The organism is Stenotrophomonas sp. Ker107b (assembly GCF_053847245.1).
The window spans coordinates 900,192-926,301 of the sequence record NZ_JBSPHX010000001.1 but is presented as its reverse complement, the minus strand read 5'-3'; the positions used below and the strand labels follow the sequence as shown (position 1 = coordinate 926,301).

Here is a 26,110-nt window from a genome sequence, read left to right as displayed (position 1 = left end):
GCATCAATCCGACCCGAACAGATCCCGCGTGTAGACCTTGTGCGCCACGCCCTCCAGCTCCGGCGTCAGCCGGTTGGCGACGATGATGTCCGCCTCGGCAAGGAACGCCGCGAAATCGTTGACCACGCGGGAGCGGTAGAAGGTCGGCTCGGTCAGCACCGGCTCGTACACGATGACCTCGATGCCCTTGGCCTTGATCCGCTTCATCACGCCCTGCACCGCCGAGGCGCGGAAATTGTCCGAGCCGGCCTTCATCACCAGCCGGTAGATGCCCACCACCTTCGGGTTGCGGGCCACGATGTCATCGGCGATGAAATCCTTGCGCGTGCGGTTGGACTCGACGATGGCGTGGATCAGGTTCTGCGGCACCTTGCTGTAATTGGCCAACAACTGCTTCGTATCCTTCGGCAGGCAGTAACCGCCGTAACCGAAGGACGGGTTGTTGTAATGGCCGCCGATGCGCGGATCCAGGCTGACGCCTTCGATCATCTGGCGCGTATCCAGCCCGTGCGAACTGGCGTAGGTATCCAGTTCGTTGAAGTACGCCACCCGCATTGCCAGGTAGGTGTTGGAGAACAGCTTGATCGCTTCGGCCTCGGTCGCATCGGTGAACAGCACCGGCACGTCCTTTTTGATCGCGCCTTCCTTCAGCAGCTCGGCAAACACCACCGCGCGCTCGGAGCGCTCACCCACGATGATCCGGCTCGGGTGCAGGTTGTCATGCAGCGCGCGGCCCTCGCGGAGGAACTCCGGCGAGAACAGAATGTTGTCGGTGTTGAACCTGGCCCGCAACGCGACCGTGCAGCCGACCGGCACGGTCGACTTGATCACGATGACGGCCGAGGGATGGATCCGCACCACATCGGCGATCACTGCCTCGACGGAGCCGGTGTTGAAGTAGTTCGACGTAGGGTCGTAATCGGTCGGCGTGGCGACGATGACGAAGTCCGCACCTTCATAGGCCTGCGCAGGATCCAGCGTGGCGGTGAGGTTCAGCGCGCGATGGGCGAGGAAGTCCTCGATCTCGGCATCCTCGATGGGCGACTGGCGGGCATTGATCATCGCCACCTTGGCCGGGTCGATGTCCAGCGCGACCACCTCGTGATGCTGCGCGAGCAGCACCGCGTTGGAGAGGCCCACGTAGCCGGTACCGGCGACGGCAATCTTCATGCGAGGTCCTTCTTCTGCAGCGCCCGGAGTTAACCGCGAATTTTAGCAAACGCGGCGGGGCGGGCGCCTGGGCAGCAGTGCTCCGTCGCGGCAGCGTCCTGGCGCACACCGCGACCTGGCCTGTGGTCTGCCGTCGCGTCTCACATGCCTGCGGCTACCCCCGCCCTGAGAAATACCGACTCGTTACGCGTCATTTTTGGCACTTTAAGGCATTAACCCTACATAACGCGCCATATATGTCTCTTTAATGAAACTCCCCTTAAATATCGTAAACCGCCATCCTTGACGCTTTAGTGCCATAGTGAGATATAAAGCGTCAGGAGGGTCACCTTATGACGATCACACATCTGATGACGGACGAGGCGGTCCTGGCTGAGCTGGGGCAACGTCTCGCCCGCGTGCGGCTTTCACAGGGCATCACCCAGGAGCAGCTGGCCGATGCGGCGGGCGTGTCCAAACGCACCGTGCAGCGTCTGGAAGACGGCACACCCGCCCAGCTGGCGAATCTGATCCGATGCCTGCGCGCCCTCGGCAGGCTGGATGCGCTGGACGTGATGCTGCCCAGCGACGGCCCCAATCCGATCGATCTGCTCGAGCGCCGCGGCCACCCGCGCCAGCGCGCGCGACCGGGGGTGGCAGAGCCCGCACCAGCCAAGCCCTGGACCTGGGGCGATGAGCAATGAGTACGACGGCCGAGGTGCGCCTGTGGGGCAGCCGGATCGGCGCGGTGACGCTGGCCGAGGGTGAGCGGATCGCGCAGTTTGCCTACGACCCGGCCTTCGCACGTTCCAGCATCGAGGTCGCGCCGCTGGCCATGCCGCTCGCGGCGGACCGGATCTACAGCTTCCCTTCTCTCAACCCGACAGGCTTCCATGGCCTGCCCGGCCTGCTCGCCGACGCCCTGCCGGACAAGTACGGCAATACCCTGATCAACGCGTGGCTGGCCACCCAGGGCCGCACGCCGGACAGCTTCAATGCGGTGGAGCGGCTCTGCTACACCGGCACGCGTGGCATGGGGGCGCTGGAGTTCTCGCCTGTGCATGGACCGCGCGTCCGCACCGCGCACAAGATCCAGATCGATGCCCTGGTCGCGCTGGCCACCGAGGTCCTGAGCAACCGCGACAACCTGCGTGCCTCGTTCGGCGATGAAGACCGTGCGGATGCGCTGCGCGACATTCTGCGCGTGGGTACCTCGGCCGGTGGCGCACGGGCCAAAGCCGTCATCGCCTGGAACGAAAGCACCGGCGAGGTCCGATCGGGCCAGGCCGCGGCGGCGCCAGGCTTCAGCTACTGGCTGCTCAAGTTCGATGGCGTCCAGAACAACCGCGACAAGGAACTGGCGGACCCCAAGGGCTACGGGGTGGTTGAGTACGCCTACGCGCTGATGGCGCGTGATGCGGGCATCCAGATCAGCGAGTGCCGACTGCTCGAGGAAGGCGGCCGCCGCCACTTCATGACCCAACGCTTCGACCGCACCGATGCAGGGGGCAAGCGCCATATGCAGTCGTTGGCGGCGATGGCCCACTTCGACTTCAATGATCCTACGGCCTACTCCTACGAGCAGGCCCTCCTGGTCATGCGCCAGTTGCGCCTGCCCATGGCGCAGCTGGAGGAACAGTTCCGGCGGATGGTGTTCAACGTGATCGCACGCAACCAGGACGACCACGTCAAGAACATCGCGTACCTGATGGACCGGCAAGGGCAGTGGTCGCTGTCCCCCGCGTTCGACATCACCTGGGCGTACAACCCGGACGGCGACTGGACGGCCCGGCACCAGATGTCGATCAACGCCAAGCGCGACGGGTTCGATCTGGCCGATCTGGCCGCCTGTGCCGCGACGGCCTCGATCAATGCCCGCCGCGCCCGGGACATCATCGAGCAGGTCCGGCAAAGCGTGCTGCGCTGGCCACACTTTGCCGACGAGGCCGGCGTCGCCGAGGTCTGGCGCGATCAGATCCGCGGCAGCCTGCGTACGGACATCCGGTGAGTTGCACGAGCAGATCGCAAATCCGTTCACCCGAGGGAACGGTCGATATTGCGATGCGTCATGTAAACGGTTACAGCCCCTGCTAGCGTGAGCTTCGCCCCGGCGTCGGGACGTTGGATCAGGAGCACGTTGATGGGGCTGCATGCTGACCGTTCGACTGTTGTGCACCGGCCGCGCCGCGCCCTGGCCGCCACCCTGCTTGTCTCCACCCTCGCGCTGGGCTTGTCCGCCGCCGCCCAGACCCTGCCGCCGCGCAGCCAGTGGCAGGCCAGCAGTTCCTCGCAGCAGGTGCCGGCGATGGCGGTCAGCCACCTGATCGATGGCGACCCGAAGACGGTGACCGGCGGCGCCTTCAGCCCCGGGCACTGGTTCCAGGTGGATCTGGGCACGCCGAGCACGCTCAGCGGCGCGCAGATCACCTGGGACGTTTCCAATCCCGAGGGCTACACCCTGCAGACCTCGCTGGACGGCCAGCAGTGGCAGCCGGCCTACACCATGCGCGATTCGCTCGGCGGTATCGAGACGCTGTTCTTTGCGCCGCGCAACGCCCGCTACCTTCGCCTGGCCAGCCCGACGCGCACCTCGGATTGGGGGGTGTCGATCTTCGAACTCGAACCACTGGACAGCACCACCAGCGCGCGCGTGGCCGGGGTGGATGCCACCCGGGCCGCAGCGCTGTGGCAAGGCGGCAGTGCGGTCCCCGTTCCTCGCGGCAGCAACGGTACGCATGTGCTTGAGATCACGCTGCCACGCGCGGTCGTCACCACCGGCCTGGCCGTGGACTGGACAGGCGCGCATGGCGCCGCACGGCTGCAGGCACGCGATGCGCAGGGCCATTGGATGGAGCTTGCGCGCGACCCGCAGGCCGACACACGGCAACAGAGCTGGCTGGCAGGCACCGCCGCCGTGACCGCCACGGCGCTGCGGCTGACGGTGGAGGGCGACGCGCCGCAGGTCGACCGCCTGCGCCTGCTCGGGCCGAAGGCGGTGATGACGCCGATGAAGCGTTACCAGATCGCCGCCAGCGGCGCGCAGCGTGCGCTATTCCCGGCGTCGCTGCACCTGCAGCAGACCTACTGGACCGCGGTCGGCATCCATGCCGGCCGGCAGAAATCGATCTTCGACGAGTACGGCAACATCGAGGCCTTCAAGGGCGCACCGCTGGTACAGCCGATCTGGCGCAATGCCGACGGGGTTGCCGCAGGCGCCGCCGACCAGCCGGTGCAGCACGCACTGCGCGACGGCTGGAAGCCGATGCCCTCGGCGACGTGGTCGCCACAGCCCGGGCTTGAACTCCAGAGCGAGGCGTTTGCGGTCGAGCTCGGTGGCCAGCCGGTGACTTTCGTGCGTCACCGCCTGCGCAACACCGGCAGCGCGCCCGTCGACGGCACCTTGACCTTGGCAGTGCGGCCGATGCAGATGAATCCGCCGTGGCAGAACGGTGGCCTGTCACCGATCCGTGAGGTCGCCATCGAGGGGCAACGCGTACGCATCAATGGTCGCGACCTGCTGCAGTCGCTGACGCCGGTGGACGCCGCCGATGCGGCATCGTTTGGCCCGGACGGCAGCAGCGATATCACCGCGGCGATCGCCAGCGGCACGTTGCCTGCCGCGATGCAGGCAAGCGACCCCGAGGGTCTCGCCTCCGCCGCACTGGCCTACCGCATCCAGCTCGCGCCGGGTGACAGCCGCTCGGTGGTGGTCGCCTTCCCGCTCGGCACCGCCGCAACAGCCAAAGACGGCTCCCTGCCGGATGCGCCCGCGCCGGATCTGTCCGGCACGCCCCATGCACCCGATGCGGCCTACGACGCACTGGCCAAACGTGCATCGGACGACTGGCAGGCACGCCTGGGCCAGGTCGGGCTGCGTCTGCCTGATCCCTCCCTCGTTGACATGCTGCGCGCGCAGGCCGCCTACATGCTGATCAACCAGACCGGCCCTGCGATGCAGCCCGGCCCGCGCAACTACAACCGCTCCTTCATCCGCGACGGCATGGCTACCTCGGCGGTGCTGCTGCGCATGGGCGAATCCAAGGTCGCGCGCGACTACCTGGCCTGGTACAGCGAGCACGGCGTGCACGCCAACGGCCTGGTCTCGCCGATCCTCAACGACGATGGCAGCGTCAACACCGGCTTCGGCTCGGATATCGAATACGACAGCCAAGGCCAGTACATCAGCCTGGTCGCCGACGTCGCGCGGCTGGATGGCGGGCCGGAGTCGGTGCGCGCGTATCTGCCCAAGGTGAAGGCCGCGATGCGCTTCCTGCAGGAACTACGCGAGCGCACGCTGGTGCCCGGCTACATGGCCGCCCAGCCCGCCCCCGAGCGCTTCGCCGGCATCCTGGCGCCGTCGATCAGCCATGAAGGCTATCCCTCGCCCACGCACAGCTACTGGGACGACTACTGGGGTCTGAAGGGCTGGCATGACGGTGCATGGCTGGCCGAGTCACTGGGCGATCACGAAACCGCTGCATGGGCACGCGGACAGTACACCGCTCTGCACGATGCGCTGGCCGCCTCGATCCGCGCCACGATGGCGTGGAAGGGCATCGACTTCATCCCCTCTTCGGCCGACCTTGGCGATGGCGATCCGACCGGTGTGTCCATCGCGCTCGACCCGACCGGCGCGCAGGATGTGCTACCGGCCCAGGCACTACGCACCACGTTCGCCCGCTATCTGGACGATGTCCGCAAGCGCAGCGCGCCGGACGCCTTGTACGCCTATACACCGTACGAAATCCGCAATGTGCTGAGCTACGTGCATCTGGACCAGCCCGAGGCGGCCGATGAACTGCTGCAGGGACTGCTGCATGACCGCCGCCCGCTGGAGTGGCAGGTGCTGGCCGAGGTCGTGCATTCCCGGCTGCGCTTCCCACGCTATCTCGGCGACATGCCGCATACCTGGATCGGTGCGGAGTACGGGCGCACGCTGTTCGGAATGCTGATGCGCGAGGACGATGACGCGCTGTCGCTGCTGCCGGGTGCCCCACCGTCATGGGTGGCCGGCGAGGGGTTGGCGGTGGATCGGCTGCCGACCGCCTACGGCACCCTGGCGATGCAGGCGATGCAGCGCGATGGCACGCTGCAGGTCACGCTGGGCAAGGGGCTGCGCAAGGACACCGCGGTGCGCGTGTGGTGGCCAAGCCGCACGCGCCCGACCGCCGTGAGGGTGGATGGGCGCAGCGTGAGTGACTACGACGCACGGGGGGTGTTGATCAAGAAGCCGTTCCGCGGGTTGGAGGCGACGTGGTGAGCGTCAGACACTCCCCTCATGCTCATGCAGGGTGATCAACGACTCCATCAAGTCCTCGTCCGCACTCGCGCATACGGCCAGCAGCACGGCTTCCTCGCAGCCGGTATCGACGATGTAGCCATGGCCCATCTGACTGTCGATATAGATGCCCTGCCCCGTCTCCAGCACCACCGGATCGTAGAACTCGGTGTGGACCTGGATGCGGCCCTCCAGCACGTGCACGTATTCCTCGCCCGGGTGGCGGACCAGTTCACCGAATTCGGCGGTGGTCTTGGCGCGCACCTTGGTCAGGATCGGAATCATCCGCTTGCGCCGCAATTCGGTGCACAGATAGTAGTAGTCGTAGTTGTCGGTCTGGACCCGCAGCGCCTTGTCCAGCGAACCGAGGCTGCGCCGGGCGGTGACCGGCTTGGGCGCGCTGTCGCTGTCCGGCTCGGAAAACAGCTCGGACATGCGCAGGTTCAAGCGCTGCGCCAGGTGCTGGAGCTTGTCGTAGGTCAAGGTCAAGCGGTCGTGCTCGATCTTGGACAGCGTGGACAGGGGAATTTCCGTGTGCTCGCTCATTTCCTTGAGCGTCCAACCCTGGCGCGTGCGCAGACCGCGCAGCAGGGTTCCGAGCGTCGGGCTTTTGGGGCTCATCGACAGGACCTTTGGGCTATTGCTGGTGAAGTAGTGGATACGATACTACGTAGAGATGAATGCAATCCTGATCAGGATGGTTTCTTGTCGCGTTCGTCTCTCATTTCGCCTTTCAAGGCACTGAAAACGTTCCCAATGGCGGGGGAACGCCGCCTGTAGGCCTCGCAATCCCCCCGATGTGCTCACAAGGCGACGGCCCCGGAAGGATCACGCGCATTTGACATTTCTCTGATCAGGAATATTGTTGTCTGATTGAGATTGTTTTGGGCCCTCTGACGCAATTGCCTCGGGTGCCCCGTCTTCCAGTTCGCAAGGGGATCGTCACATGCGTGCGTTGTCAGGCTTTGTCGCGTTGTGTTGTGGGCTGTTGCTGACTTTCCAGGCGGATGCCCAGCAGCCGCCGCCCTCTCCCCCGGCCGCGCCGGTACCGCAGGCCGATTCCGTTGCCCGGCTGACCGCCGACGATGCGACCACCTGGCTGGATGGCTTCATGCCGTATGCGATCGCACGTGGCGATATCGCCGGTGCGGTGGTCACCGTGGTCAAGGACGGCCAGATCCTGGTCCGTCGCGGCTACGGTGTCTCCGATGTGGCCAAGCAGACGCCGGTGGACCCGGACCGCACGCTGTTCCGGATGGCCTCGGTCTCCAAGTTGATGACCTGGACTGCGGTGATGCAGCTGGTGGAAGCGGGCAAGCTGGATCTGGACGCGGACATCAACCAGTACCTGGACTTCAAGGTGCCCGAACGCGGCCTGCCGATCACGCTGCGCCAGCTGATGACGCATACCGGTGGCTTCGAGGCCAACATCAAGTACATGTGGACCAGCGAGGCGGTCGCCGAAGCCGGTGGCATTGCACTGGGGCCGTACCTCAAGCGCCGCGTGCCGGCGCAGATCTTCCCGCCTGGCACCGTGCCGGCGTACTCGAACTACGGCACCAGCCTGGCCGGCTACATCGTCGAGCGCGTGTCGGGCCAGCCGTTCGCCGACTATGTCGAGCAGCACATCTTCGTACCGCTGCAGATGCAGCACGCCAGCTTCCGCCAGCCGCTGCCGCCGGCGTTGCGTGCCCTGGTCACCCAGGGCTACGCACTGGGCTCGGGCAAGCCGCGTGCGTTCGAAGTCACCCCGTCCGCCCCGGCGGGTGCACTGTCGGCCACCGGCAGCGACATGGCGCGCTTCATGATCGCGCACCTGAGCGCGGCGGGCGGTCATGACACGGCCATCCTGAAGGCGGCGACCAGCCAGCTCATGCTGACGCCGCAGACGCGCTTCGCGCCGCCGCTCAACACCATGGCGCTCGGGTTCTATGAGATCGACGTCAACGGCCAGCGCGTGGTGTCCCACGCCGGTGACACCTACTCCTTCCACTCGCAGCTGTTCCTGTTCCGCGACCACGATGTCGGCCTGTTCGTCTCGCTCAACAGCGCCGGCGCCAATGGGATCACCGGCCCGATCCGGCGTGAGCTGCTGGAGAACTTTGCCGATCGCTATTTCCCGGCCGCCGCCCCGGCCCCGGCCGTGGCCGCCGACGCCGCACTGGCCAAGCAGCAGGCACGCCTGCTGGCCGCGCCGAGCTATCTCGATTCGCGCCGTGCCGAAACCGGCATCGGCCGCACCGGCATCCTCACCCAGACGCGCCTGGAAGCCCTCGACGATGGCAGCCTGCGCCTGCCGCGCCTGAAGCAGCCCAACGGGCAGCCCACCACCTTCAAGCCGGTCGCTCCGTGGCTCTGGCAGGCGACCAACAGCGAGCTGCGCCTGGCCGCCATCCTCAAGGACGGCAAGCCGGTCGGCTTCGCGGTGGATTCGTCCTCCCCGTTCAACGTGTTCCTGGCCGCGGAAGGCTACCGCTCGGCGCTGTGGCTCAAGCCGTTGCTGACGGCTGCCGTGAGCGTGCTGGCGCTGTCCGCACTGGCCTGGCCCATCGCGGCGTTCGTGCGGCGTCGTCATGGCCGTGTGCTCGGCTGGCCGCGCAGCACCCTGCTGGCCTATCGCCTGAGCCGCGCCGCCTGCTGGTTCATGCTGCTGGTGCCGGCCGTGGCCATCGCCGTGATGGCCTGGGCGTCGGCGGATTTCGCCCGCCTGGACGATCGTCTGGATCCGGCGGTGATCGGGCTGGGCATCGCCTCGGTGATCGCCATCGTCGGCGGCATCGGCGCGACGGCCTGGAACCTGGTGCAGACCTTCCGTGCCGGGCGCAGCTGGCTGGCGCGCGTGTGGGCGGTGCTGCTGCTGATCGCCGCCTGCGTACTCGCTTACGCCCTGGTCCTGATGGGCCTGGCCGACTTCGCACTCAACTACTGACCCGTAGCCCCACCACGGGGCTGGAGACATCCTGTGAAACTGACCCTGCAGATCGACTCGCTTGCATTGCTGGCCCCGTTCCGGATCAGCGGCTACGTGTTCGAACACGCCCCGGTACTGCGCGTGGAACTGGAAGACGGCGGCCATCGCGGCCGTGGCGAAGCCAGCGGCGTGTACTACTTCGATGACACGCCCGAGCAGATGCTGGCCACCCTGGAACTGCTGCGTGCGCGGATCGAAGCCGGCATCACCCGCGCCGAGCTGCAGCAGCTGCTGCCGCGCGGTGGCGCGCGCAACGCGCTGGACTGCGCCCTGTGGGATCTGGAAGCAAGCCGCACCGGCAAGCACGCCTGGGCGCTGGCCGGCCTGTCGCAGACCCGTCCGCTGCTGACCACCTGGACGCTGGGCGCCGATGACCCGGCGACCATGCAGTCGATCGCCACCGGCCGCTATGCGCCGGCCAAGGCACTCAAGCTCAAGCTCAGTGGCGATCTGGATATCGACATCGAACGCGTGCGTGCGGTGCGCAAGGTGCGCCCGGATGTGTGGATGGGCGTGGACGCCAACCAGGGCTACAGCGTGGATGTGCTCGATGCGCTGATTCCGGTGCTGCTGGAGAACGACATCAAGCTGCTGGAGCAGCCGCTGCCGCGCGGCCGCGAGGCCGAGCTCAAGGGCTTCGCGCGACCGCTGCCCTTCGCCGCCGACGAGAGTGTGCAGGACGTTTCAGAGATCGAAGCGCTGGCGGGCCTGTTCGACGTCATCAACATCAAGCTCGACAAGGCCGGCGGGCTCACCGAAAGCCTGGCGATGGTCGGCAAGGCCCGCTCGCTGGGCATGCAGGTGATGGTCGGCAACATGATCGGCAGCAGCTGGGCGATGGGCCCGGCCTTCATCGTGGGCCAGCATTGCGACGTGGTGGATCTGGATGGCCCGCTGTTCCTGAGCGATGACCGGGTGCCGGGCCTGCGCTATGACGACGGACTGGTGCACTGCGACGATGCCGTATGGGGCAAGGGAGTGCACGCATGAGCACGTTGCGCACCTTCGCTTCCGGCCTGTTGCTGGCATCAACCGCGGCGTTCTCGCCGCTGCATGCGCAGGCACCCGTCCCCGTCGCCGCTCCGGCGGTGCCGGCGACCGCGACGGTCGAGTCGCCTGACAGCATCACACCCGCGCAGTCCCCCACCGGCACGCTGGATGCGGCGCGCGTGGACACCTTCCTCGATGGCCTGGTGCCCTACCTGATGGCGCAGGGCGATCTTGCTGGCGCCGTGGTCACGGTGGTCGAGAACGGCAAGGTCGTCACCGAGCGCGGCTTCGGCTTCTCCGATGTGGAAAAGCGCACGCCGGTGGATCCCAGGACCACCCTGTTCCGTCCCGGCTCGATCTCCAAGCTGTTCGTCTGGACCGCGGTGATGCAGCTGGTCGAACAGGGCAAGCTGGACCTGGACACCGACATCAACACCTACCTGGACATCAAGGTCCCGGCCAAGGGTGAGCCGGTCACGCTGCGTCAGATCATGACCCACACCAGCGGTCTGGAAGAGCGCATGCGCTATCTGATCGTGCTGGGTCCGGACCATCCGGCCAACCGCGACAACTACCTCAAGGACTGGGTGCCGAACCAGATCTCCGCGCCGGGCACCAAGCCGGCGTACTCCAACTACGCCACCGGCATCGCCTCGTACATCGTCGAGCGCGTCAGCGGCCAGCGCTTCGAGGATTACGCTCGCCAGCACATCCTGCAGCCGCTGGACATGCAGTACGCCAGCTTCGAACAGAAGCTGCCGGCCGAACTGCTGCCGCACGCCGCCAAGGGCTACCTGCTGGGCTCGGGCAAGAGCTACCCGGCCGAGAAGAACACCGCGCCAGGCGTGGGTGGGCTGTACGCGTCCGGCGCGGCAATGTCACGTTTCATGATGGCCGCGCTCAATCATGGCGAGCTTGATGGGCAGCGCATCATGCGTGCCGAGACCAACGCGCAGATGCTGACCCCGCAGGCCGCGATCCTGCCGCATCTGCCGCGCATGACGCTGGGCTGGATGGCCTCGGACACCGGCGGCTACGAGACCCGCTCGCACGGCGGCACGATGCTGTTCTTCTATTCGTGGCTGTGGATGATCCCGGAGCGGAACATCGGCGTGTTCGTGTCGACCAACAGCGTCGGCCGTGATGCGGCCGGCTCGGCCCTGCGTGCGCAGGTCTGGGAACGCTTCGTGGAGAACTTCCTGCCGACGTTGCCGATCGAAGCGGCGGGTCCGGGCGTGGATGCCGCTGTCGCGCGCGAACATGCCGCAGCGTTGGCCGGCGTGACCTGGCAGAGCACGCGTCGCTCGGACAGTTCGTACCTGCGCATGCTGTCGCTGTTCGCGCCGACGCGCGTGCACCCACAGGACGACGGCACGATCACCGTCGATGGCCAGAAGGGCCTGAACGGTCAACTGCTGCGCTGGCGCGAGGTGTCGCCCTGGTTGTGGCAGCAGGAAAACGGCCGCGGCCTGTTGGAAGTGAAGGTCGAGGATGGCCGGCCGGTGTACTTCTCCGGCGGCCCGTTCGCCTCGGTGTTCGGCTTCGAGCCGATTCCGGGTTGGCGTTCACCGGCGTGGCTGCGCCCTGCGTTGTTTGTCGCACTGGGGTTGCTGACGCTGTCGGCCGTGCTGCGCATCGGTGGCGTGTTCGTACGTCGTTACTACCGGGTCAGCGCACCGCTCGAGGCCCGTGGCCTGCGCTGGCTGCAGACGTTGTCGATCACCACGCAGCTGGGCACCGTGGTCGCCTGGGTGCTGTACGTGAAGTCGATCGCTGCACCTGGCGGGATTTCCGGTTACAGCAATGGTCCGCTGATCCTGATGCAGGCGCTGTCCTGGCTGAGCGTGTTCGCAGCCGTGGCCCTGGTGTGGGTGGCGGTCCGTGCGCCGGCCAGCTGGCCCCGTGTGCGCCGCTACGGTGCCTGGGTGGTCGCACTGGCCGGCGTGGTGGTGGCGTTCGTCGCCATCACCCAGCGCCTGATCAGTACCGGCCTGCAGCTCTGACCGACGGACGCCCCGCCCGATGATGATCGATGCACCGCGCAAGGCCTGGTTCGGGCAACCGCCAGGCCTGACCATCCTGTTCCTCACCGAGATGTGGGAGAAGTTCTCCTACTACGGCATGCGGGCACTGCTGGTCTATTACATGACCAAGCAGCTGCTGTTCTCGCAGGAACAGGCCTCGATGGTCTATGGCCTGTACACGGCGCTGGCCTACCTCAGCCCGGTGTTCGGCGGCATGCTCGCCGATCGCTGGCTGGGCAAGCGGCGTGCGGTGATCCTGGGCGGGGCGATCATGGCGTTCGGCCATTTCCTGATGGCCTTCGATGCGCTGCTGTATCCGGCCCTGCTGGCGATCGTGCTGGGCAACGGCCTGTTCCTGCCGACCCTGCCCGGCCAGGTCGGCGATCTGTACCAGCGCGATGATCCGCGTCGTGGCTCGGCGTTCAACGTGTACTACGTGGGCATCAATCTCGGCGCGTTTCTCGCCCCGCTGATCTGCGGCACGCTGGGTGAGGTCTACGGCTGGCATGTGGGTTTCTCCGCCGCCGGCATCGGCATGCTGCTGGGGCTGGTGATCTACATCACCGGCCGCCGCCACCTGCCGCCGGACCCGCCGCGCAGCGAGCGCGCCACACTGCCTTTCTCGGCGCTCTGGCAACCGGCCTACCGCCCGCTGCTGCAGCTGATGGCGATGATTGCCGGGCTCATCGTGGTGTTCCGGCTGGCCTACGAGCAGATTGGCAACACCATCGCGATCTGGCTCGACACCGGTGTGGACCGCGTGCTCACTGCGGACTTCACGATTCCGATGACCTGGTTCTTCTCGCTCAATCCGCTGCTGGTGTTTTTGATCACCCCGCTGCTGGTGCGCCGCTGGACGCGGCAGGCGCGCGGCGGCCGCGAGCCGGCGGCACTGACCAAGATGGCGATCGGCGCCGCGGTGGTCGGCCTGTCGTTCGTGCTGGTCGCGATCCTCGGCGGCGAACCGTCCGCCAAGGTCGGCTGGCTGTGGGCCGCGCTGTTCTTTGCGATCTTCACCTTCGGCGAGCTGTTCATCCTGCCGGTGGGGCTGGGCCTGTTCGCGCGTCTGGCCCCCGTGGGCTTCGGTGCGACGATCATCGCGTTCTGGTTCCTCGCGTCCTTCGGCGGCAACCTGCTGGCCGGCGCGGTCGGCATGCTGTGGTCGACGCTGTCCAGCACCGTGTTCTTCTCGCTGATGGGCGCGACCTGCATGCTCGTCGCGGTGCTGCTGCTGCGCCTGGAGCGACGCGCCCGACCTCTGCTCGCCGGCAATGCTGCACCTGCACCACAGAGTGCCGCCCCGGCCGACGGTGCCGTGACATCGGGGTGAGCCCGCAGCGTTGAGCATGGCCATCGGCCGCGGCGAAGATCGCGGTCGATAGCAACCGGTTTCCCGGCGTACGCCCCCCGGGAGAGATCAGAACACCCGACAACGCCATTCGGCCTCGCTGAATTGCTGCAGCGCAATAGTCCGAAATGGGATTGCGTTTTCTAATTGAGCTTGACATCAACCTGATCAAGCTAAATATTCCTTGCATAGGATTTGTAGGGATGTCGAAATGCCCGATCAGTTTCCGTACGACCCCAGCCGCCGGTATGCCCGCGCGCCCGCACTGACCGCCAGCCTCCGCGCCCATCGCGCCGCTGGCCAGCAACACGGCCTTGCACCTGCCAACGCCCGTCGTCTGCCGCTTTCTTCCCCCACGCCCCCTCCCCTTACCGGCGTGCCAACCCGTCGCGGCGTCGACAGCGCGCGCCTCCGCCCCCTCCACGGCTGTCACCGCCGTGCACGGCCGTCGTTTTTCCTGCCTGACCCCGTTCCTGATTCCGGAGAGCCCGCCACATGCGCAAGCCGATGAAACGTTCGATCCTCGCCTGTACCGTCAGCCTGTGCTGCGTGAGCCTTGCCACCGCAGCGATGGCCCAGGATGCCGACGCCGATGGCAGCCGCAGCACACCCGATGTGGTGGAGCTTGATCGCGTGGTGGCCACCGCACAGAAGCGCGCCGAGAACGTGATGGAGGTGGCCGCCGGCGTCAGCGTGATCAGCGAAGAACGTCTCGAGGCGTTCGGCGCCACCCGCCTGAACGACTTCGCCGCCTACGTGCCGGGCTTCCAGGTCGACAGCGGCGGCGCGCCCGGGCAGACCACGATGGCATTGCGCGGCGTAGCGCCTCTCGGGGGCGGCTCGATCATCGGCACCTACATCGATGACACGCCGATTGGCCCGAGCAGCAACAAACAGCGCGCGACCACCTACGCACTGGACCTGCTGCCGTATGACATCCAGAGCGTTGAAGTGCTGCGTGGCCCGCAGGGCACGCTGTACGGCGCCAGTTCGATGGGCGGGCTGTTCAAGTACATCACCAAGGCGGCCGATCCGGATGCGTTCGAGTTCCGCGCCGGTACGGATGTGAACGCGACCAAGGAAGCCGGCGATACCGGCATCGGCGTGCGCACGGCCTTCAACGTACCGCTCATTGAAGGCAAGCTGGCCATGCGCGCCAGCCTGTCGCGCCAGAGCACGCCCGGCTACGTCGACCAGCCTGACCTCACCGGGGAGGATGCCAAGGACAGCAACGGCTACTACCAACTGGCCTCACGCCTGGCCCTGACCTGGCGCATCAGCGACACCGCCAACCTGCGCGTGCAGGCGCTCTCGCAGATCGTGGATGCCGACAACTCCAGCGCGGTGGGGCTGACCTACCCCACGCTGGAGCCGATCCGCGGCCCGCTCGAAGGCATCCTGCAGCGCGCGACGCCGTACCGGATGGAAACGGACTACTACTCGGCAATCCTGGACTGGGACCTGGGCAATGTGGATTTCGTCTCCGCCACCAGCTTCTCCGAGACCCGCATGGATGAAGTGCAGGACTCGTCGCTGGTGTATGGCGTGGCCTGGCCGTATCTGACCCCCTACCCCGCCGGCCAGGCGCAGTTCGATGTCTTCCTTGGCACGCGCAAATGGACGCAGGAGTTCCGCCTCAGCTCCAAGGAAAGCGAGCGCGTCGAGTGGCTGCTCGGCACCTTCTTCACCGGCGAGAAGAACGCCAACCGCCAGCAGGTCAGCGCCTACGATGCCAACGGCATCCCGCTGCCGTTCAATCCCGGCACCGCGAGCTTGCCGGGCACCTACGACGAGCAGGCGATCTTCGCCGATGTCACCTACACGTTCAGCCCCCGCTTCGATGTCTCCGCCGGTGTGCGGCATGCGCGCAATCAGCAGGACTTCGAGCAGCACAGCATCGGCCTGCTGTACGGTCCGCGGCCGATCGATCTGGCCGATTCCGCCGATGACAGCGTCACCACCTGGAAGCTGGCCTCGCGCTGGCACCTCAACGACAGTTCGATGCTGTACGCGCGCTACGCCACCGGCTATCGCCCGGGTGGACCGAATGTATCGACCTCCGGCGTGGTGCCGATGACCAAGGCCGACACGCTGGACAACCTCGAGTTCGGCTTCAAATCGCACTTCTGGGATCGCCGCGCGATGATCGATCTGGCCTTGTTCCGGATCGACTGGGACGACATCCAGGTGCGTGTGTCCGAGAACGGCCTGAGCTGGATGGGCAACGCCGGCAGCGCGCGCAGCCAAGGGGCGGAGCTGAGCATGATGGTGCGCCCGGCCGAGCGCCTGACCGTGGGCCTCAACGCGGCCTACATCGATTCGAAGATCGGCGACGTGCCGACGTCGAGCGGCTTGGTCGCAGGTGGCCGCATGCCCATGACCCCACGCCTGAGCTGGTCGAGCACCATCGATTACGACTTCGATGTGAGCGACCAGTGGCAGGGCCGGGTCGGTGCGGGTTACCGCGTCACCGGCGAACGCGTGGCCGGCGCGTACGAGATCGACAGCTACAACGCGTTGGACCTGCATGCCGAGCTGACCAACATGACGTGGACGGTCCGCCTGTATGCCCGCAATGCCACCGATGAGCGTGCTTATGTCTCCACCGGCTCCGTCCGCGACGCGCTCAACCGCTACGTGGCGGTGACCGGCGTGCCGCTGCAGCCGCGCACCATCGGCATGTCGATCGACTACCGATACTGACCGACGCCACGGGCACGATCCCGGGAATCCCAATTAGGTTGCATATTCTCTGATTAGGACTTATACAGGTCCAACGAGGCCAACGACTGCCACCGTCGCCGTCGTGGGTGCTCACCCTCTGCCGCTCGCCTACTGGATTCCGTCATGACGTCGACCCCGACCGCTGAAGTGCTCGCACTTGCCGCTCTCCCCCAGCCCTACCTGCTGTTCCTGGGTGATACCACCGAAGCGGGCTTCGCCAAGACCGCGATCGGCCTGAAAGACTGGGCGCCGGAGGTGTGCGTCGCCGAGTGGAGCCTGCCCGGCTGCCCGATCACCACGGGCCTGCCGAGCATGACGCCGGCACAGGCGCGTGCCGCCGGTGCGCGTGCGATGGTGATCGGCGTGGCCAACGGGGGCGGCGTGATTCCTGCGCAATGGCTGCCGGCGCTGGTCGAGGCGCTGGAGGAAGGCCTGGATCTGATCAGCGGCATGCACCACAAGCTCGGTGATATCCCGGAACTGGCCGCCGCCGCCGAACGCACCGGTCGCCAGCTGATCAACGTGCGCGTGCCGCCACGTGGCATTCCGGTCGGCAATGGCCGCAAGCGCACCGGCAAGCGCGTGCTGACTGTCGGCACTGACTGTGCGCTGGGCAAGAAGTACACCGCGCTGGCCCTGGTCCGCGGTCTTCGCGAACGTGGTGTGGATGCCGACTTCCGCGCCAGCGGCCAGACCGGCATCCTGATCGCCGGCAGCGGTATTCCGATGGACGCCGTCGTCGCCGACTTCTCGGCCGGCGCCGCCGAACTGCTCAGCCCGGATGCGGCCGCCGATCACTGGGATGTCATCGAAGGCCAGGGCTCGCTGTTCCACCCTGCCTACGCGGGCGTCAGCCTCGGCCTGCTGCATGGCAGCCAGCCGGACGTGTTCGTGGTCTGCCACCAGCCGGGGCGCCAGCATGTGCTCGGTTACCCCGACTACCCGCTGCCCTCCATCGAAGACGTGATCGCGTTGACCGTGCAGCTGGGCCGCCGCACCAATCCGGATATCCGCTGTGTCGGCGTCAGCCTCAACACCCACGGCATGACCGCCGAAGCGGCATCGGCCGCCTGTGCTGAGGTCAGCGCGCGTCTTGGTCTGCCTGCGGCCGACCCGATGCGGCAAGATGGGGAATTCAATCGTCTGCTGGAGGCCTGCATCGCATGAAGATGACATCCCGTACCTTGAGCCTGTGCGTTGTGGCACTGCTGGGCCTGAGCCCGCTGGCCGCCTTCAGCGCCAGCAAGGCCAGTCCGGTTGAAACCGAAGTCGCACGGCTGGCCACGCTGGTCGACGGCAAGGTCGGTGTCTCGGCGTGGCGCCTGGATGGCAAGGGCGCGCAGGTCCATCTGAATCCGGACGAAGGCTTCCCGATGGCCAGCACGTTCAAGGTCGCCGTCGCGGCGGTGATCCTGAGCAAGGTGGATGCCGGCGAGCTGGCACTGACCACGATGGTGCCGGTGCCGAAAACGTTCTACGTCGATTCGGAAGTGATCGCGGACCGTTTCATCCATGACGGCGTCAGTCTCTCGGTGCACAACCTGCTTGAGGTCATGCTGACCCAGAGCGATAACACCGCCACCGACGTGCTGGTGGCGCAGGCTGGCGGGCCGGCCGCAGTTACCGCCTGGCTGCGCGCGCAGGGCATTGAAGGCCAGCGCCTGGATCGCAACACGCGCCAGCTGCTGAGCGACATCTTCGGCCTGGGCGATGAACCGCTGACCAAGGAGCGCGTCGCCGAGCTGACCCTCGATCCGGAGGTGGTCAAGCGCACGAAATCCGGCAATGAAGCCTTCGACAAGGATCCGCGCGACACCTCCACGCCGCGTGCGATGTCGACCCTGCTGACCCGGTTGTTCACCGGCAAGGCGCTGAGCCCGGCCAGCACCGAAGTGCTGGTGCAGATCATGGAGCGCTGCCGGACCTGCAGTGCGCGCCTGCGCGGCAGCCTGCCGCCGGGCACCAAGGTGGCCGACAAGAGCGGCACCGTGGCCGGCACCGTCAACGATGTGGGCGTGGTCACCCTGCCCGACGGCAGCCAGTTTGCGATTTCCGTGTTCGTCAAAGCCAGCAATGCCCCGCGCAGCGAACGTGAGCGGGTGATCGCCGAGATCGCGCGCACCGTGCGCGACTTCTACCTGCTGCAGCCCACGGCCGCCCGCAAGTGACCGCCGCCGCCAGCCGGTTCCAGCGGTATCTGTTGCCCGGTCTGGCGTTCAAGTCCGCCGTGATCGGCGGCGGATACGCCACCGGCCGTGAGCTGGCGGAGTTTTTCCTGCCATCGGGCCCTTGGGGCGGCCTGGCGGCGATGGTGTTGTCGATGCTGATCTGGAGCGTGATCTGCATCCTGACGTTCCTGTTGGCACGGGCGATCCGTGCCAACGACTACCGCACCTTCTTCCGGCATCTGCTCGGCCGTGGCTGGTGGACGTTCGAAGTGGCCTACCTGGCGCTGATCGTGGTGGTGCTGGCCGTGTTCGGCGCGGCCGCCGGCGAACTGGCCGCGACCATGTTCGGCTGGCCGCGGATCGTGGGCACCCTGCTGCTGGTGGCGATCATCACCGGCGTGGTGCAGGCCGGCACCAACGCCGTCGAGCGCATGTTCAAGCTGATGTCGGCCTTCATGTACCTGGTCTACGCGATTGCCGCCTGCCTGATTCTGTACCGCTTCGGCGGCGGCGCGATGGCACAGCTCTCCAACACCCATGAACTCGGCCCGGACTGGGTCCTCAACGGCGTGACCTACGCCGGCTACAACATGTTCGCCGCGGTCTCGATCCTGCTGGTCGTGCGACACCTGCTGTGCCGTCGCGATGCGGTCATCGCCGGCGCCCTGGCCGGCCCGCTGGCGATCCTGCCGGCGATCGTGTTCTACGTCTGCATGATCGCGTTCCTGCCGGACATCGCCGATGCCCCGCTGCCGTCCGACCTCATGCTCGGCCAGCTCGGCCTGCCGTGGTTCCAGTGGCTGTTCCGGCTGATGATCATGGTGGCGCTGGTGGAAACCGGGGTCACGCTGATGGCCTCGGTGGATGGCCGCATCAGCGTCAACTGGGCAGAACGCACCGGTGCCGCACCGAAGCGCGGGGTACGCGTGGCGATCATCGTGGCGATCCTGCTGATGGCCGTGTTCATGGCCGATGGCATCGGCCTGGTGGCGCTGATCGCGAAGGGCTACCGGCTGCTGGCCTATGCCATCCTGGCCACCTACGTGGTGCCGTTGCTGGCCTATTCGGCGTGGCAGTTCTGGTCACGCCGCGGGCAGGCATTCGAGGTCATCGCCACTCAGCCGCCACAGGCGAAGACCAGGAACTGATGCAGTGCGCGTGCCGGCGCGGACAGGTCTTCGTCCGGGCGCCAGACCAGGCCGACCTCCATCGGCGGCACCGCATCGGTGAGGGTGCGCACGTCGATCCGGCGCCCCTCCAGCGACCACGGCCGATAGACCATGTCCGACAGGATGCTGACCCCGAATCCGTAAGCGACCATGCCGCGCAGCGCCTCCAGCGACGAGGTCCGGAACACCACGTTGGGTTGGCGCCCGACCGAGCGCCAATAGCGCATCGCCGACTCCTGCCCTTCGTCGACCATCAGCATGATGTACGGATACGGCTCGACGTCGGCCGGGCTGATCACCGGCAGCTGCAGCAGCGGATGCGACTCGGCCAGCCACAGCTGGCGGCGCGAGCGGATCAGCACCTGGCGCCGCAGCACGTAGGGCTCGGCCATGTTGGAAATGATGCACAAGCCGAAGTCGAGGTCGCCGCTGCTGACGCCCTGCTCGATCGCGGCGCGGTCCATGTCGACCAGATCCACTTCCACCTGCGGGTAGGAGCGCTTGAAGCGCGCCAGCAGGCTCGGCAGGAAGTAGCCCAGCACCGTGTAGGACGCGCCGATCCTCACCCGCCCCGGCAGCGTGTTGGCCAGGAACATCGGCTCGCTGAGCGCGTCCTGCAACGTATCCAGGATGTGCCGCACATGCTGGTGGAAGCGATGCCCCTCCGCGGTCAGCCCGACCCCGTGTGGCATGCGGTCGAACAGCTTCAGCCCCAGCGAGGCTTCCAGCTGGGCGACCGCGGTGGTGATGACCGATTGGGAGACGTGCAGCTTGCGCGCGGCCTGCGAGAACTGCCCCAATTCGGCCGCTTCGGCAAAGTAACGCAGCTGGCGCAGGGTCATGTTGGCGGGGATTTGCATGCACGGGCTCCCACGGAACGAAGATATCTGAATAAACAATACCTCATACGCAATTAAACAAATTTACGATAAGCCGCTGTGCCTCTAGACTTCACATCGGGTGCAATGCGCCATGGCCCCAGCCGCCTTGCAAGCGCTGGTCCTTACCCGCTTCGCGACGAGATCCAGCCCGGATATCGGCGCGTCAACATCGCCATTACCGTTGCCCCCCGCCGGCGGTATGCCTGTAGCTTCATGACCCAAGCCCAGCGAGGCCCCTGACATGTCATCACCCCAGATTCCCGCCACGAGTGAACCGTTGCGTTTGCACGTGCCCGAGCCCAGCGCCCGTCCCGGCCAGGCCACCGACTTTTCCTATCTGAAGCTGAGCCCCGCCGGCGCGGTCGACAAGCCGCCCGTGGACGTGAGCGCCAGCCAGACCGCGCCGATGACCGGCCAGCTGATCCGCGTGCTGGATGACAACGGCGACGCCGTGGGCCCCTGGGCTGCCGACATCGACGACGCGGTGCTGCTGCGTGCGATGCACGCCATGCTCAAGACGCGCGCCTACGACGCCCGCCTGCTGATCGCCCAGCGCCAGAAGAAGACCTCGTTCTACATCCAGTGCCTGGGTGAAGAAGCGATCGCGGTCGGCCAGACCCTGGCGCTGCGCGATGACGATATGCAGTTCCCGACCTACCGTCAGCAGGGCATCCTGATCACCAAGCAGGTCTCGCTGGTCGACATGATCTGCCAGGTGCTGTCCAACGCGGCCGACCCGCTGAAGGGCCGCCAGCTGCCGATCATGTACTCGTACAAGGACTACGGCTTCTTCTCGATCTCCGGCAACCTGACCACCCAGTACATCCAGGCCGTGGGCTGGGCGATGGCCTCGGCGATCAAGGGCGACACCCGCATCGCCACCGCCTGGGTGGGTGATGGCGCGACCGCCGAAGGCGACTTCCACGCCGCGCTGACCTTCGCGCACGTGTACCGCGCCCCGGTCGTGCTCAACGTGGTCAACAACCAGTGGGCGATTTCCACCTTCCAGGCCATCGCCGGCGGTGAGAACACCACCTTCGCTGCCCGCGGCGTGGGCTACGGCATTCCGTCGCTGCGTGTGGACGGCAACGATCTTCTGGCCGTGTACGCCGCCTCGCGCTGGGCCGCCGAACGCGCCCGCAGCAATCTGGGCCCGACCCTGATCGAGTGGGTGACCTACCGCGCCGGCCCGCATTCGACCTCGGATGATCCGTCCAAGTACCGCCCGGCCGATGATGCCCAGCAGTTCCCGCTCGGCGATCCGATCGACCGCCTGAAGCAGCACCTGATCAAGCGCGGCCTGTGGAGCGAGCAGCAGCACGACGAACTGCGCACCGAACTGGATGCCGAGATCCTGCGTGCCCTCAAGGAAGCCGAGACCCACGGGTTGCTCGGCAGCGACAACCGTCCCGGCGCGGCCCTCATGTTCGAAGACGTCTACAAGGACATGCCCGAACACCTCCGTCGCCAGCGTCAGCAGTTGGGAGTCTGAACACATGAGCGGGATTGAACAGAACAACACCGGCGGCACGCCGATGACCATGATCCAGGCGCTGCGCTCGGCGATGGACGTGATGCTGGAACGCGACGACAACGTGGTGGTCTTCGGCCAGGACGTGGGCTACTTCGGCGGCGTGTTCCGCTGCACCGACGGCCTGCAGACCAAGTACGGCAAGCAGCGCGTGTTCGATGCGCCGATTTCCGAGAACGGCATCGCCGGCGCGGCGATCGGCATGGCCGCTTACGGCCTGCGCCCGGTCGCCGAGATCCAGTTCGCCGATTACATCTACCCGGCCTACGACCAGATCGTCTCCGAAGCGGCGCGCATGCGCTATCGCTCCGGCGGCAGCTTCACCTCCTCGCTGGTGTTCCGCACCCCGTGCGGCGGTGGCATCTACGGTGGCCAGACCCACAGCCAGAGCCCGGAGGCGATCTTCGCGCACGCCACCGGCCTGCGCACGGTCATGCCGTCCAACCCGTACGACGCCAAGGGCCTGCTGATCGCCTCGATCGAGAACGACGATCCGGTGATCTTCCTGGAGCCCAAGCGCCTGTACAACGGCCCGTTCGACGGTCACCACGACCGCCCGGTCACCGCGTGGTCCAAGTACCCGGACAACCTGGTGCCGGAGGGCTACTACAACGTGCCGCTGGACAAGGCCGCCATCGCCCGCGAAGGCAAGGCACTGACGATCATCACCTACGGCACCACCGTGTGGGTGGCCAAGGCCGCCGCCGAGGATGCCGGGATCGATGCTGAAGTGATCGACCTGCGCAGCCTGTGGCCGCTGGACCTGGACGCCATCGTCAATTCGGTCAAGAAGACCGGCCGCTGCATCGTGCTGCACGAAGCCACCCGCACCTGCGGCTTCGGCGCCGAACTGGTCGCGCTGGTGCAGGAGCACTGCTTCTACCACCTGCAGGCACCGGTGGAACGCGTTACCGGCTGGGACACCCCGTATCCGCACGCGCAGGAATGGGACTACTTCCCGGGTCCGTCCCGGGTCATCGATGCAATGCAGCGCGTGCTGGAGGACTGAACCATGGGACATCACGTCATCAAGATGCCGGACATCGGTGAAGGTATCGCCGAAGTCGAACTGATCACCTGGAAGGTCGAGGTCGGTGGCCCGGTCGCCGAAGACCAGGTCGTGGCCGAGGTCATGACCGACAAGGCCATGGTCGAGATCCCCTCGCCCGTGTCAGGCACCGTGGTCTCGCTGGGCGGCACGCCCGGCCAGATGATGGCCGTCGGCAGCGAGCTGATCCGCCTGGAAGTGGACGGCGCCGGCAATGCCAGCGCCGCCAGTGCACCGGCCGCTGTCGCGCCGGCCGAACCGGTGGCTGCGCCCAAGGCGGCTGCGCCGGCTGCTGTACCTGCGGCCGCCGCCGAGGCTGCACCAGCCGCGGCGCCCGCCAAGGTCGCCGCGGCCTCCGCCCCCGCCTGCGCCGCCAAGCAGGACGCGCGTGGCGCGGTGACCAACGGCGTGCTCAACGCCGGTGAAGCTCCCCTGGCCTCGCCGGCCGTGCGCCGCCGCGCGTGGGACCTGGGTGTCGAGCTGCGCTACGTGCCGGCTACCGGCCCGGGCGGTCGCATCCTGCAGGCCGATCTGGATGCCTACGCCGCCGCCGGTGGCAAGGCGCAGCCGGTCGGCGGCAGTGCCGGTGGCAGCAGCTACGCGCGCCGCACCGGCGAGCAGCAGGTGCCGATCATCGGCCTGCGCCGCAAGATCGCGCAGAAGATGCAGCAGTCCTGGACGACCATTCCCCACATCACCTATGTGGAAGAAATCGACGTCACGGAAGTGGAAGCCCTGCGCGCCAAGCTCAACGAGCGTTGGGCCAAGGAGCGCGGCAAGCTGACCCTGCTGCCGCTGCTGGCACGCGCGGTGGTGCTGGCCGCACGCGACTTCCCGCAGATGAACGCCCGCTTCGATGACCAGGCCAACATCGTGACCCGCTACGAGGGCGTGCAGCTGGGCATCGCGACCCAGAGCGAGGTCGGCCTGTCGGTGCCGGTGGTCGCGCATGCCGAATCGCTGGACCTGTGGCAGACCGCCACCGAGATCGCGCGCCTGGCCAACGCCGTGCGCGTGGGCAAGGCCACCCGCGAGGAGCTGTCCGGCTCCACCATCACCATCAGCAGCCTCGGTGCGGTCGGCGGTGTGGTGTCGACCCCGATCATCAACCATCCGGAAGTGGCGATCGTCGGTGTGAACCGCATCATCGAACGCCCGATGTTCCGCGAGGGCCAGGTGGTGGCGCGCAAGCTGATGAATCTGTCGTCTTCGTTCGACCATCGCATCGTCGATGGCATGGATGCGGCCGAGTTCGTGCAGGCGATCCGTACGCGCCTGGAAACCCCGGCCCTGCTGTTCGTGGAGTAAGCGATGTCCAATACCCTTCAAACCCAGCTGCTGATCATCGGCGGCGGTCCCGGCGGTTACATCGCCGGCATCCGCGCCGGCCAGCTCGGCGTCAAGACCATCGTGGTCGAGGGCGTCAATCCGGGTGGCACCTGCCTCAACATCGGCTGCATTCCGTCCAAGGCATTGATCCATGCCGCCGAGGAATTCGCCAAGGTCACCGCCTACGCGGAAGGCACCTCGCCGCTGGGCATCAGCGTGCAGGCCCCGTCGCTGGACCTGGCCAAGACCGTCGCGTGGAAGGCCGGCATCGTCAAGAAGCTGACCGGTGGCGTCAGTGCACTGCTGAAGAAGAACGGCGCGCAGCTGATCAAGGGCTGGGCCACGATCGTCGACGGCAAGACCGTCGAGATCGCCGGTGCCGCCGAAGACGGCGGCACGCTGCGCATCACCTGCGAGCACCTGCTGCTGGCGACCGGTTCGGTGCCGGTGGAACTGCCGTTCCTGCCGTTCGGCGGCAAGGTCATCTCCTCGACCGAAGCCCTCTCACCGACCTCGCTGCCGAAGCAGCTGATCGTCGTCGGTGGCGGCTACATCGGCCTGGAGCTGGGCACGGTGTACCGCAAGCTCGGCTGCGAAGTGACGGTGGTGGAGGCCCAGGAACGCATCCTGCCGGCCTACGACGCCGAACTGACCAAGCCGGTGGCCACGCACCTGGAGAAGTCCGGCGTGAAGCTGCTGACCGGCCACAGCGTGCTTGGCCTGGCCGACAACGGCCAGCTGCGCGTGCGTGACAAGGACGGTAACGAAATCTCGCTGGACGCCGACCAGATCCTGGTTGCGGTGGGCCGTCGCCCGAAGACCGACGGCTTCAATCTCGAATCGCTGCAGCTGGATCTGGCCGGCAAGGCGATCAAGATCGACGACCAGTGCAAGACCTCGATGCGCAACGTGTGGGCGATCGGCGATGTCGCCGGTGAGCCGATGCTCGCGCACCGGGCGATGGCACAGGGCGAACTGGTCGCCGAGATCGTCAGCGGCAAGAAGCGCCACTTCGTGCCGGCCGCGATTCCGGCGGTGTGCTTCACCGATCCGGAAATCGTGGTGGTCGGGCTGTCGCCGGACGAAGCCAAGGCCCAGGGCGTCGAGACCAAGGTCGCGCTGTTCCCGTTCGCGGCCAATGGCCGTGCGATGTCGCTGGAATCCACCGATGGCTTCGTGCGCGTCGTCGCACGCAGCAGTGACCACCGCATCCTCGGCTGGCAGGCCGTGGGCGTGCAGGTCTCGGAACTGTCGATCGCCTTCGTGCAGTCGATTGAGATGGGCGCCACGCTGGAGGACATCGCCGGCACGATCCACCCGCACCCGACGCTGGGCGAGGCGGTGCAGGAAGCGGCGCTGCGTGCGCTGGGGCATGCGCTGCATATCTGAGGGTGGGTGGGTTTGATGGATGACAAACGGCCCGCTTTGCGGGCCGTTCGTTTTTTGCGATCGGGCTGCGGCACGCGCGCCATCGACCTGGGCCACATGGGGCGATGACCG

18 protein-coding genes are annotated in these 26,110 nt (G+C 66.8%); 15 read left to right on the top strand and 3 right to left on the bottom strand.

Going from position 1 to position 26,110, the window contains the following annotated elements:
• Nucleotides 1-3 precede the first annotated feature (3 nt).
• Nucleotides 4-1,170 carry a nucleotide sugar dehydrogenase gene (locus ACWV8V_RS04380; RefSeq protein WP_455899026.1) on the bottom strand — a complete coding sequence of 389 codons (1,167 nt, stop codon included), beginning with the start codon at nucleotides 1,168-1,170 and terminating at the stop codon, nucleotides 4-6.
• Nucleotides 1,171-1,502: 332 nt separating this feature from the next.
• Between ACWV8V_RS04380 and ACWV8V_RS04375 the strand changes: the two genes are divergently transcribed.
• The 3 genes from ACWV8V_RS04375 (at nucleotide 1,503) to ACWV8V_RS04365 (ending at nucleotide 6,409) form a co-directional block, all read left to right on the top strand.
• A complete protein-coding gene (locus ACWV8V_RS04375; protein ID WP_259261045.1) occupies nucleotides 1,503-1,853 on the top strand; it encodes a helix-turn-helix domain-containing protein in 351 nt (116 codons plus the stop codon).
• Complete coding sequence (locus ACWV8V_RS04370) at nucleotides 1,850-3,157, top strand: type II toxin-antitoxin system HipA family toxin (RefSeq protein ID WP_455899025.1); 1,308 nt, start codon at nucleotides 1,850-1,852, stop codon at nucleotides 3,155-3,157. The genes ACWV8V_RS04375 and ACWV8V_RS04370 overlap by 4 nt, the downstream gene beginning before the upstream one ends.
• A 132-nt stretch (nucleotides 3,158-3,289) precedes the next feature.
• The gene (locus ACWV8V_RS04365) at nucleotides 3,290-6,409 is read left to right on the top strand and encodes a galactose-binding domain-containing protein (RefSeq protein WP_455899024.1); all 3,120 of its coding nucleotides are present in this window, start codon (nucleotides 3,290-3,292) and stop codon (nucleotides 6,407-6,409) included.
• 3 nt (nucleotides 6,410-6,412) lie between these two features.
• On the opposite strand, the gene ACWV8V_RS04360 is transcribed toward ACWV8V_RS04365, so the two are convergent.
• Nucleotides 6,413-7,048 carry a helix-turn-helix domain-containing protein gene (locus ACWV8V_RS04360; RefSeq protein WP_123729087.1) on the bottom strand — a complete coding sequence of 212 codons (636 nt, stop codon included), beginning with the start codon at nucleotides 7,046-7,048 and terminating at the stop codon, nucleotides 6,413-6,415.
• Between the two features lie 325 nt (nucleotides 7,049-7,373).
• On the opposite strand from ACWV8V_RS04360, the gene ACWV8V_RS04355 reads away from it, so the two are divergent.
• The 8 genes from ACWV8V_RS04355 (at nucleotide 7,374) to ACWV8V_RS04320 (ending at nucleotide 19,800) form a co-directional block, all read left to right on the top strand.
• Nucleotides 7,374-9,356: a serine hydrolase domain-containing protein gene (locus tag ACWV8V_RS04355; RefSeq protein WP_455899023.1), complete on the top strand. Its 1,983-nt coding sequence runs from the start codon at nucleotides 7,374-7,376 to the stop codon at nucleotides 9,354-9,356.
• Nucleotides 9,357-9,389: 33 nt separating this feature from the next.
• Nucleotides 9,390-10,388, top strand: coding sequence for a dipeptide epimerase (locus ACWV8V_RS04350; RefSeq protein ID WP_123729085.1), 999 nt, complete (start codon nucleotides 9,390-9,392; stop codon nucleotides 10,386-10,388).
• Nucleotides 10,385-12,391, top strand: coding sequence for a serine hydrolase domain-containing protein (locus ACWV8V_RS04345; RefSeq protein WP_455899022.1), 2,007 nt, complete (start codon nucleotides 10,385-10,387; stop codon nucleotides 12,389-12,391). The genes ACWV8V_RS04350 and ACWV8V_RS04345 overlap by 4 nt, the downstream gene beginning before the upstream one ends.
• 19 nt (nucleotides 12,392-12,410) lie before the next feature.
• Complete coding sequence (locus tag ACWV8V_RS04340) at nucleotides 12,411-13,742, top strand: peptide MFS transporter (protein WP_455899021.1); 1,332 nt, start codon at nucleotides 12,411-12,413, stop codon at nucleotides 13,740-13,742.
• Nucleotides 13,743-14,255: 513 nt separating this feature from the next.
• Nucleotides 14,256-16,463 carry a TonB-dependent receptor gene (locus ACWV8V_RS04335; RefSeq protein WP_455899020.1) on the top strand — a complete coding sequence of 736 codons (2,208 nt, stop codon included), beginning with the start codon at nucleotides 14,256-14,258 and terminating at the stop codon, nucleotides 16,461-16,463.
• A 144-nt stretch (nucleotides 16,464-16,607) separates the two neighbouring features.
• Nucleotides 16,608-17,651, top strand: a complete 1,044-nt coding sequence (locus ACWV8V_RS04330) for a DUF1611 domain-containing protein (RefSeq protein WP_259261056.1) — start codon at nucleotides 16,608-16,610, stop codon at nucleotides 17,649-17,651.
• Nucleotides 17,648-18,652 (top strand): class A beta-lactamase, encoded by a 1,005-nt coding sequence (gene bla / locus ACWV8V_RS04325; protein ID WP_455899019.1) that lies wholly within the window; start codon nucleotides 17,648-17,650, stop codon nucleotides 18,650-18,652. The genes ACWV8V_RS04330 and bla overlap by 4 nt, the downstream gene beginning before the upstream one ends.
• The gene (locus ACWV8V_RS04320; protein WP_455899018.1) at nucleotides 18,649-19,800 is read left to right on the top strand and encodes a YkvI family membrane protein; all 1,152 of its coding nucleotides are present in this window, start codon (nucleotides 18,649-18,651) and stop codon (nucleotides 19,798-19,800) included. Before bla ends, ACWV8V_RS04320 begins: the two co-directional genes overlap by 4 nt.
• Here the strand turns inward: ACWV8V_RS04320 and ACWV8V_RS04315 are convergent.
• Complete coding sequence (locus ACWV8V_RS04315) at nucleotides 19,770-20,681, bottom strand: LysR substrate-binding domain-containing protein (RefSeq protein WP_455899017.1); 912 nt, start codon at nucleotides 20,679-20,681, stop codon at nucleotides 19,770-19,772. The genes ACWV8V_RS04320 and ACWV8V_RS04315 overlap by 31 nt on opposite strands.
• Before the next feature lie 298 nt (nucleotides 20,682-20,979).
• Here ACWV8V_RS04315 and ACWV8V_RS04310 point away from each other — a divergent pair, with 298 nt between their 5' ends.
• From ACWV8V_RS04310 to lpdA, 4 genes are read left to right on the top strand one after another with little or no spacing between them, the layout of a single operon-like run.
• Entirely contained in the window at nucleotides 20,980-22,194 is a 1,215-nt protein-coding gene (locus ACWV8V_RS04310; RefSeq protein WP_260232183.1) for a 3-methyl-2-oxobutanoate dehydrogenase (2-methylpropanoyl-transferring) subunit alpha, read from the top strand.
• A gap of 4 nt (nucleotides 22,195-22,198) precedes the next feature.
• On the top strand, nucleotides 22,199-23,242 hold the full coding sequence (locus ACWV8V_RS04305) for an alpha-ketoacid dehydrogenase subunit beta (RefSeq protein ID WP_070427218.1): 1,044 nt from the start codon (nucleotides 22,199-22,201) through the stop codon (nucleotides 23,240-23,242).
• 3 nt (nucleotides 23,243-23,245) lie between these two features.
• Complete coding sequence (locus ACWV8V_RS04300) at nucleotides 23,246-24,589, top strand: dihydrolipoamide acetyltransferase family protein (RefSeq protein WP_455899016.1); 1,344 nt, start codon at nucleotides 23,246-23,248, stop codon at nucleotides 24,587-24,589.
• 3 nt (nucleotides 24,590-24,592) lie between these two features.
• Nucleotides 24,593-25,999: a dihydrolipoyl dehydrogenase gene (gene lpdA, locus ACWV8V_RS04295; protein ID WP_455899015.1), complete on the top strand. Its 1,407-nt coding sequence runs from the start codon at nucleotides 24,593-24,595 to the stop codon at nucleotides 25,997-25,999.
• Nucleotides 26,000-26,110: the final 111 nt, after the last annotated feature.

Coding starts and splice junctions, on each gene's coding strand:
- ACWV8V_RS04370 (WP_455899025.1), top strand. CDS start 1,850: ATGAGTACGACGGCCGAGGTGCGCCTGTGGGGCAGCCGGATCGGCGCG.
- ACWV8V_RS04340 (WP_455899021.1), top strand. CDS start 12,411: ATGATGATCGATGCACCGCGCAAGGCCTGGTTCGGGCAACCGCCAGGC.
- ACWV8V_RS04345 (WP_455899022.1), top strand. CDS start 10,385: ATGAGCACGTTGCGCACCTTCGCTTCCGGCCTGTTGCTGGCATCAACC.
- bla (WP_455899019.1), top strand. CDS start 17,648: ATGAAGATGACATCCCGTACCTTGAGCCTGTGCGTTGTGGCACTGCTG.
- lpdA (WP_455899015.1), top strand. CDS start 24,593: ATGTCCAATACCCTTCAAACCCAGCTGCTGATCATCGGCGGCGGTCCC.
- ACWV8V_RS04380 (WP_455899026.1), bottom strand. CDS start 1,170: ATGAAGATTGCCGTCGCCGGTACCGGCTACGTGGGCCTCTCCAACGCG.
- ACWV8V_RS04300 (WP_455899016.1), top strand. CDS start 23,246: ATGGGACATCACGTCATCAAGATGCCGGACATCGGTGAAGGTATCGCC.
- ACWV8V_RS04315 (WP_455899017.1), bottom strand. CDS start 20,681: ATGCAAATCCCCGCCAACATGACCCTGCGCCAGCTGCGTTACTTTGCC.
- ACWV8V_RS04330 (WP_259261056.1), top strand. CDS start 16,608: ATGACGTCGACCCCGACCGCTGAAGTGCTCGCACTTGCCGCTCTCCCC.
- ACWV8V_RS04365 (WP_455899024.1), top strand. CDS start 3,290: ATGGGGCTGCATGCTGACCGTTCGACTGTTGTGCACCGGCCGCGCCGC.
- ACWV8V_RS04305 (WP_070427218.1), top strand. CDS start 22,199: ATGAGCGGGATTGAACAGAACAACACCGGCGGCACGCCGATGACCATG.
- ACWV8V_RS04355 (WP_455899023.1), top strand. CDS start 7,374: ATGCGTGCGTTGTCAGGCTTTGTCGCGTTGTGTTGTGGGCTGTTGCTG.
- ACWV8V_RS04360 (WP_123729087.1), bottom strand. CDS start 7,048: ATGAGCCCCAAAAGCCCGACGCTCGGAACCCTGCTGCGCGGTCTGCGC.
- ACWV8V_RS04335 (WP_455899020.1), top strand. CDS start 14,256: ATGCGCAAGCCGATGAAACGTTCGATCCTCGCCTGTACCGTCAGCCTG.
- ACWV8V_RS04375 (WP_259261045.1), top strand. CDS start 1,503: ATGACGATCACACATCTGATGACGGACGAGGCGGTCCTGGCTGAGCTG.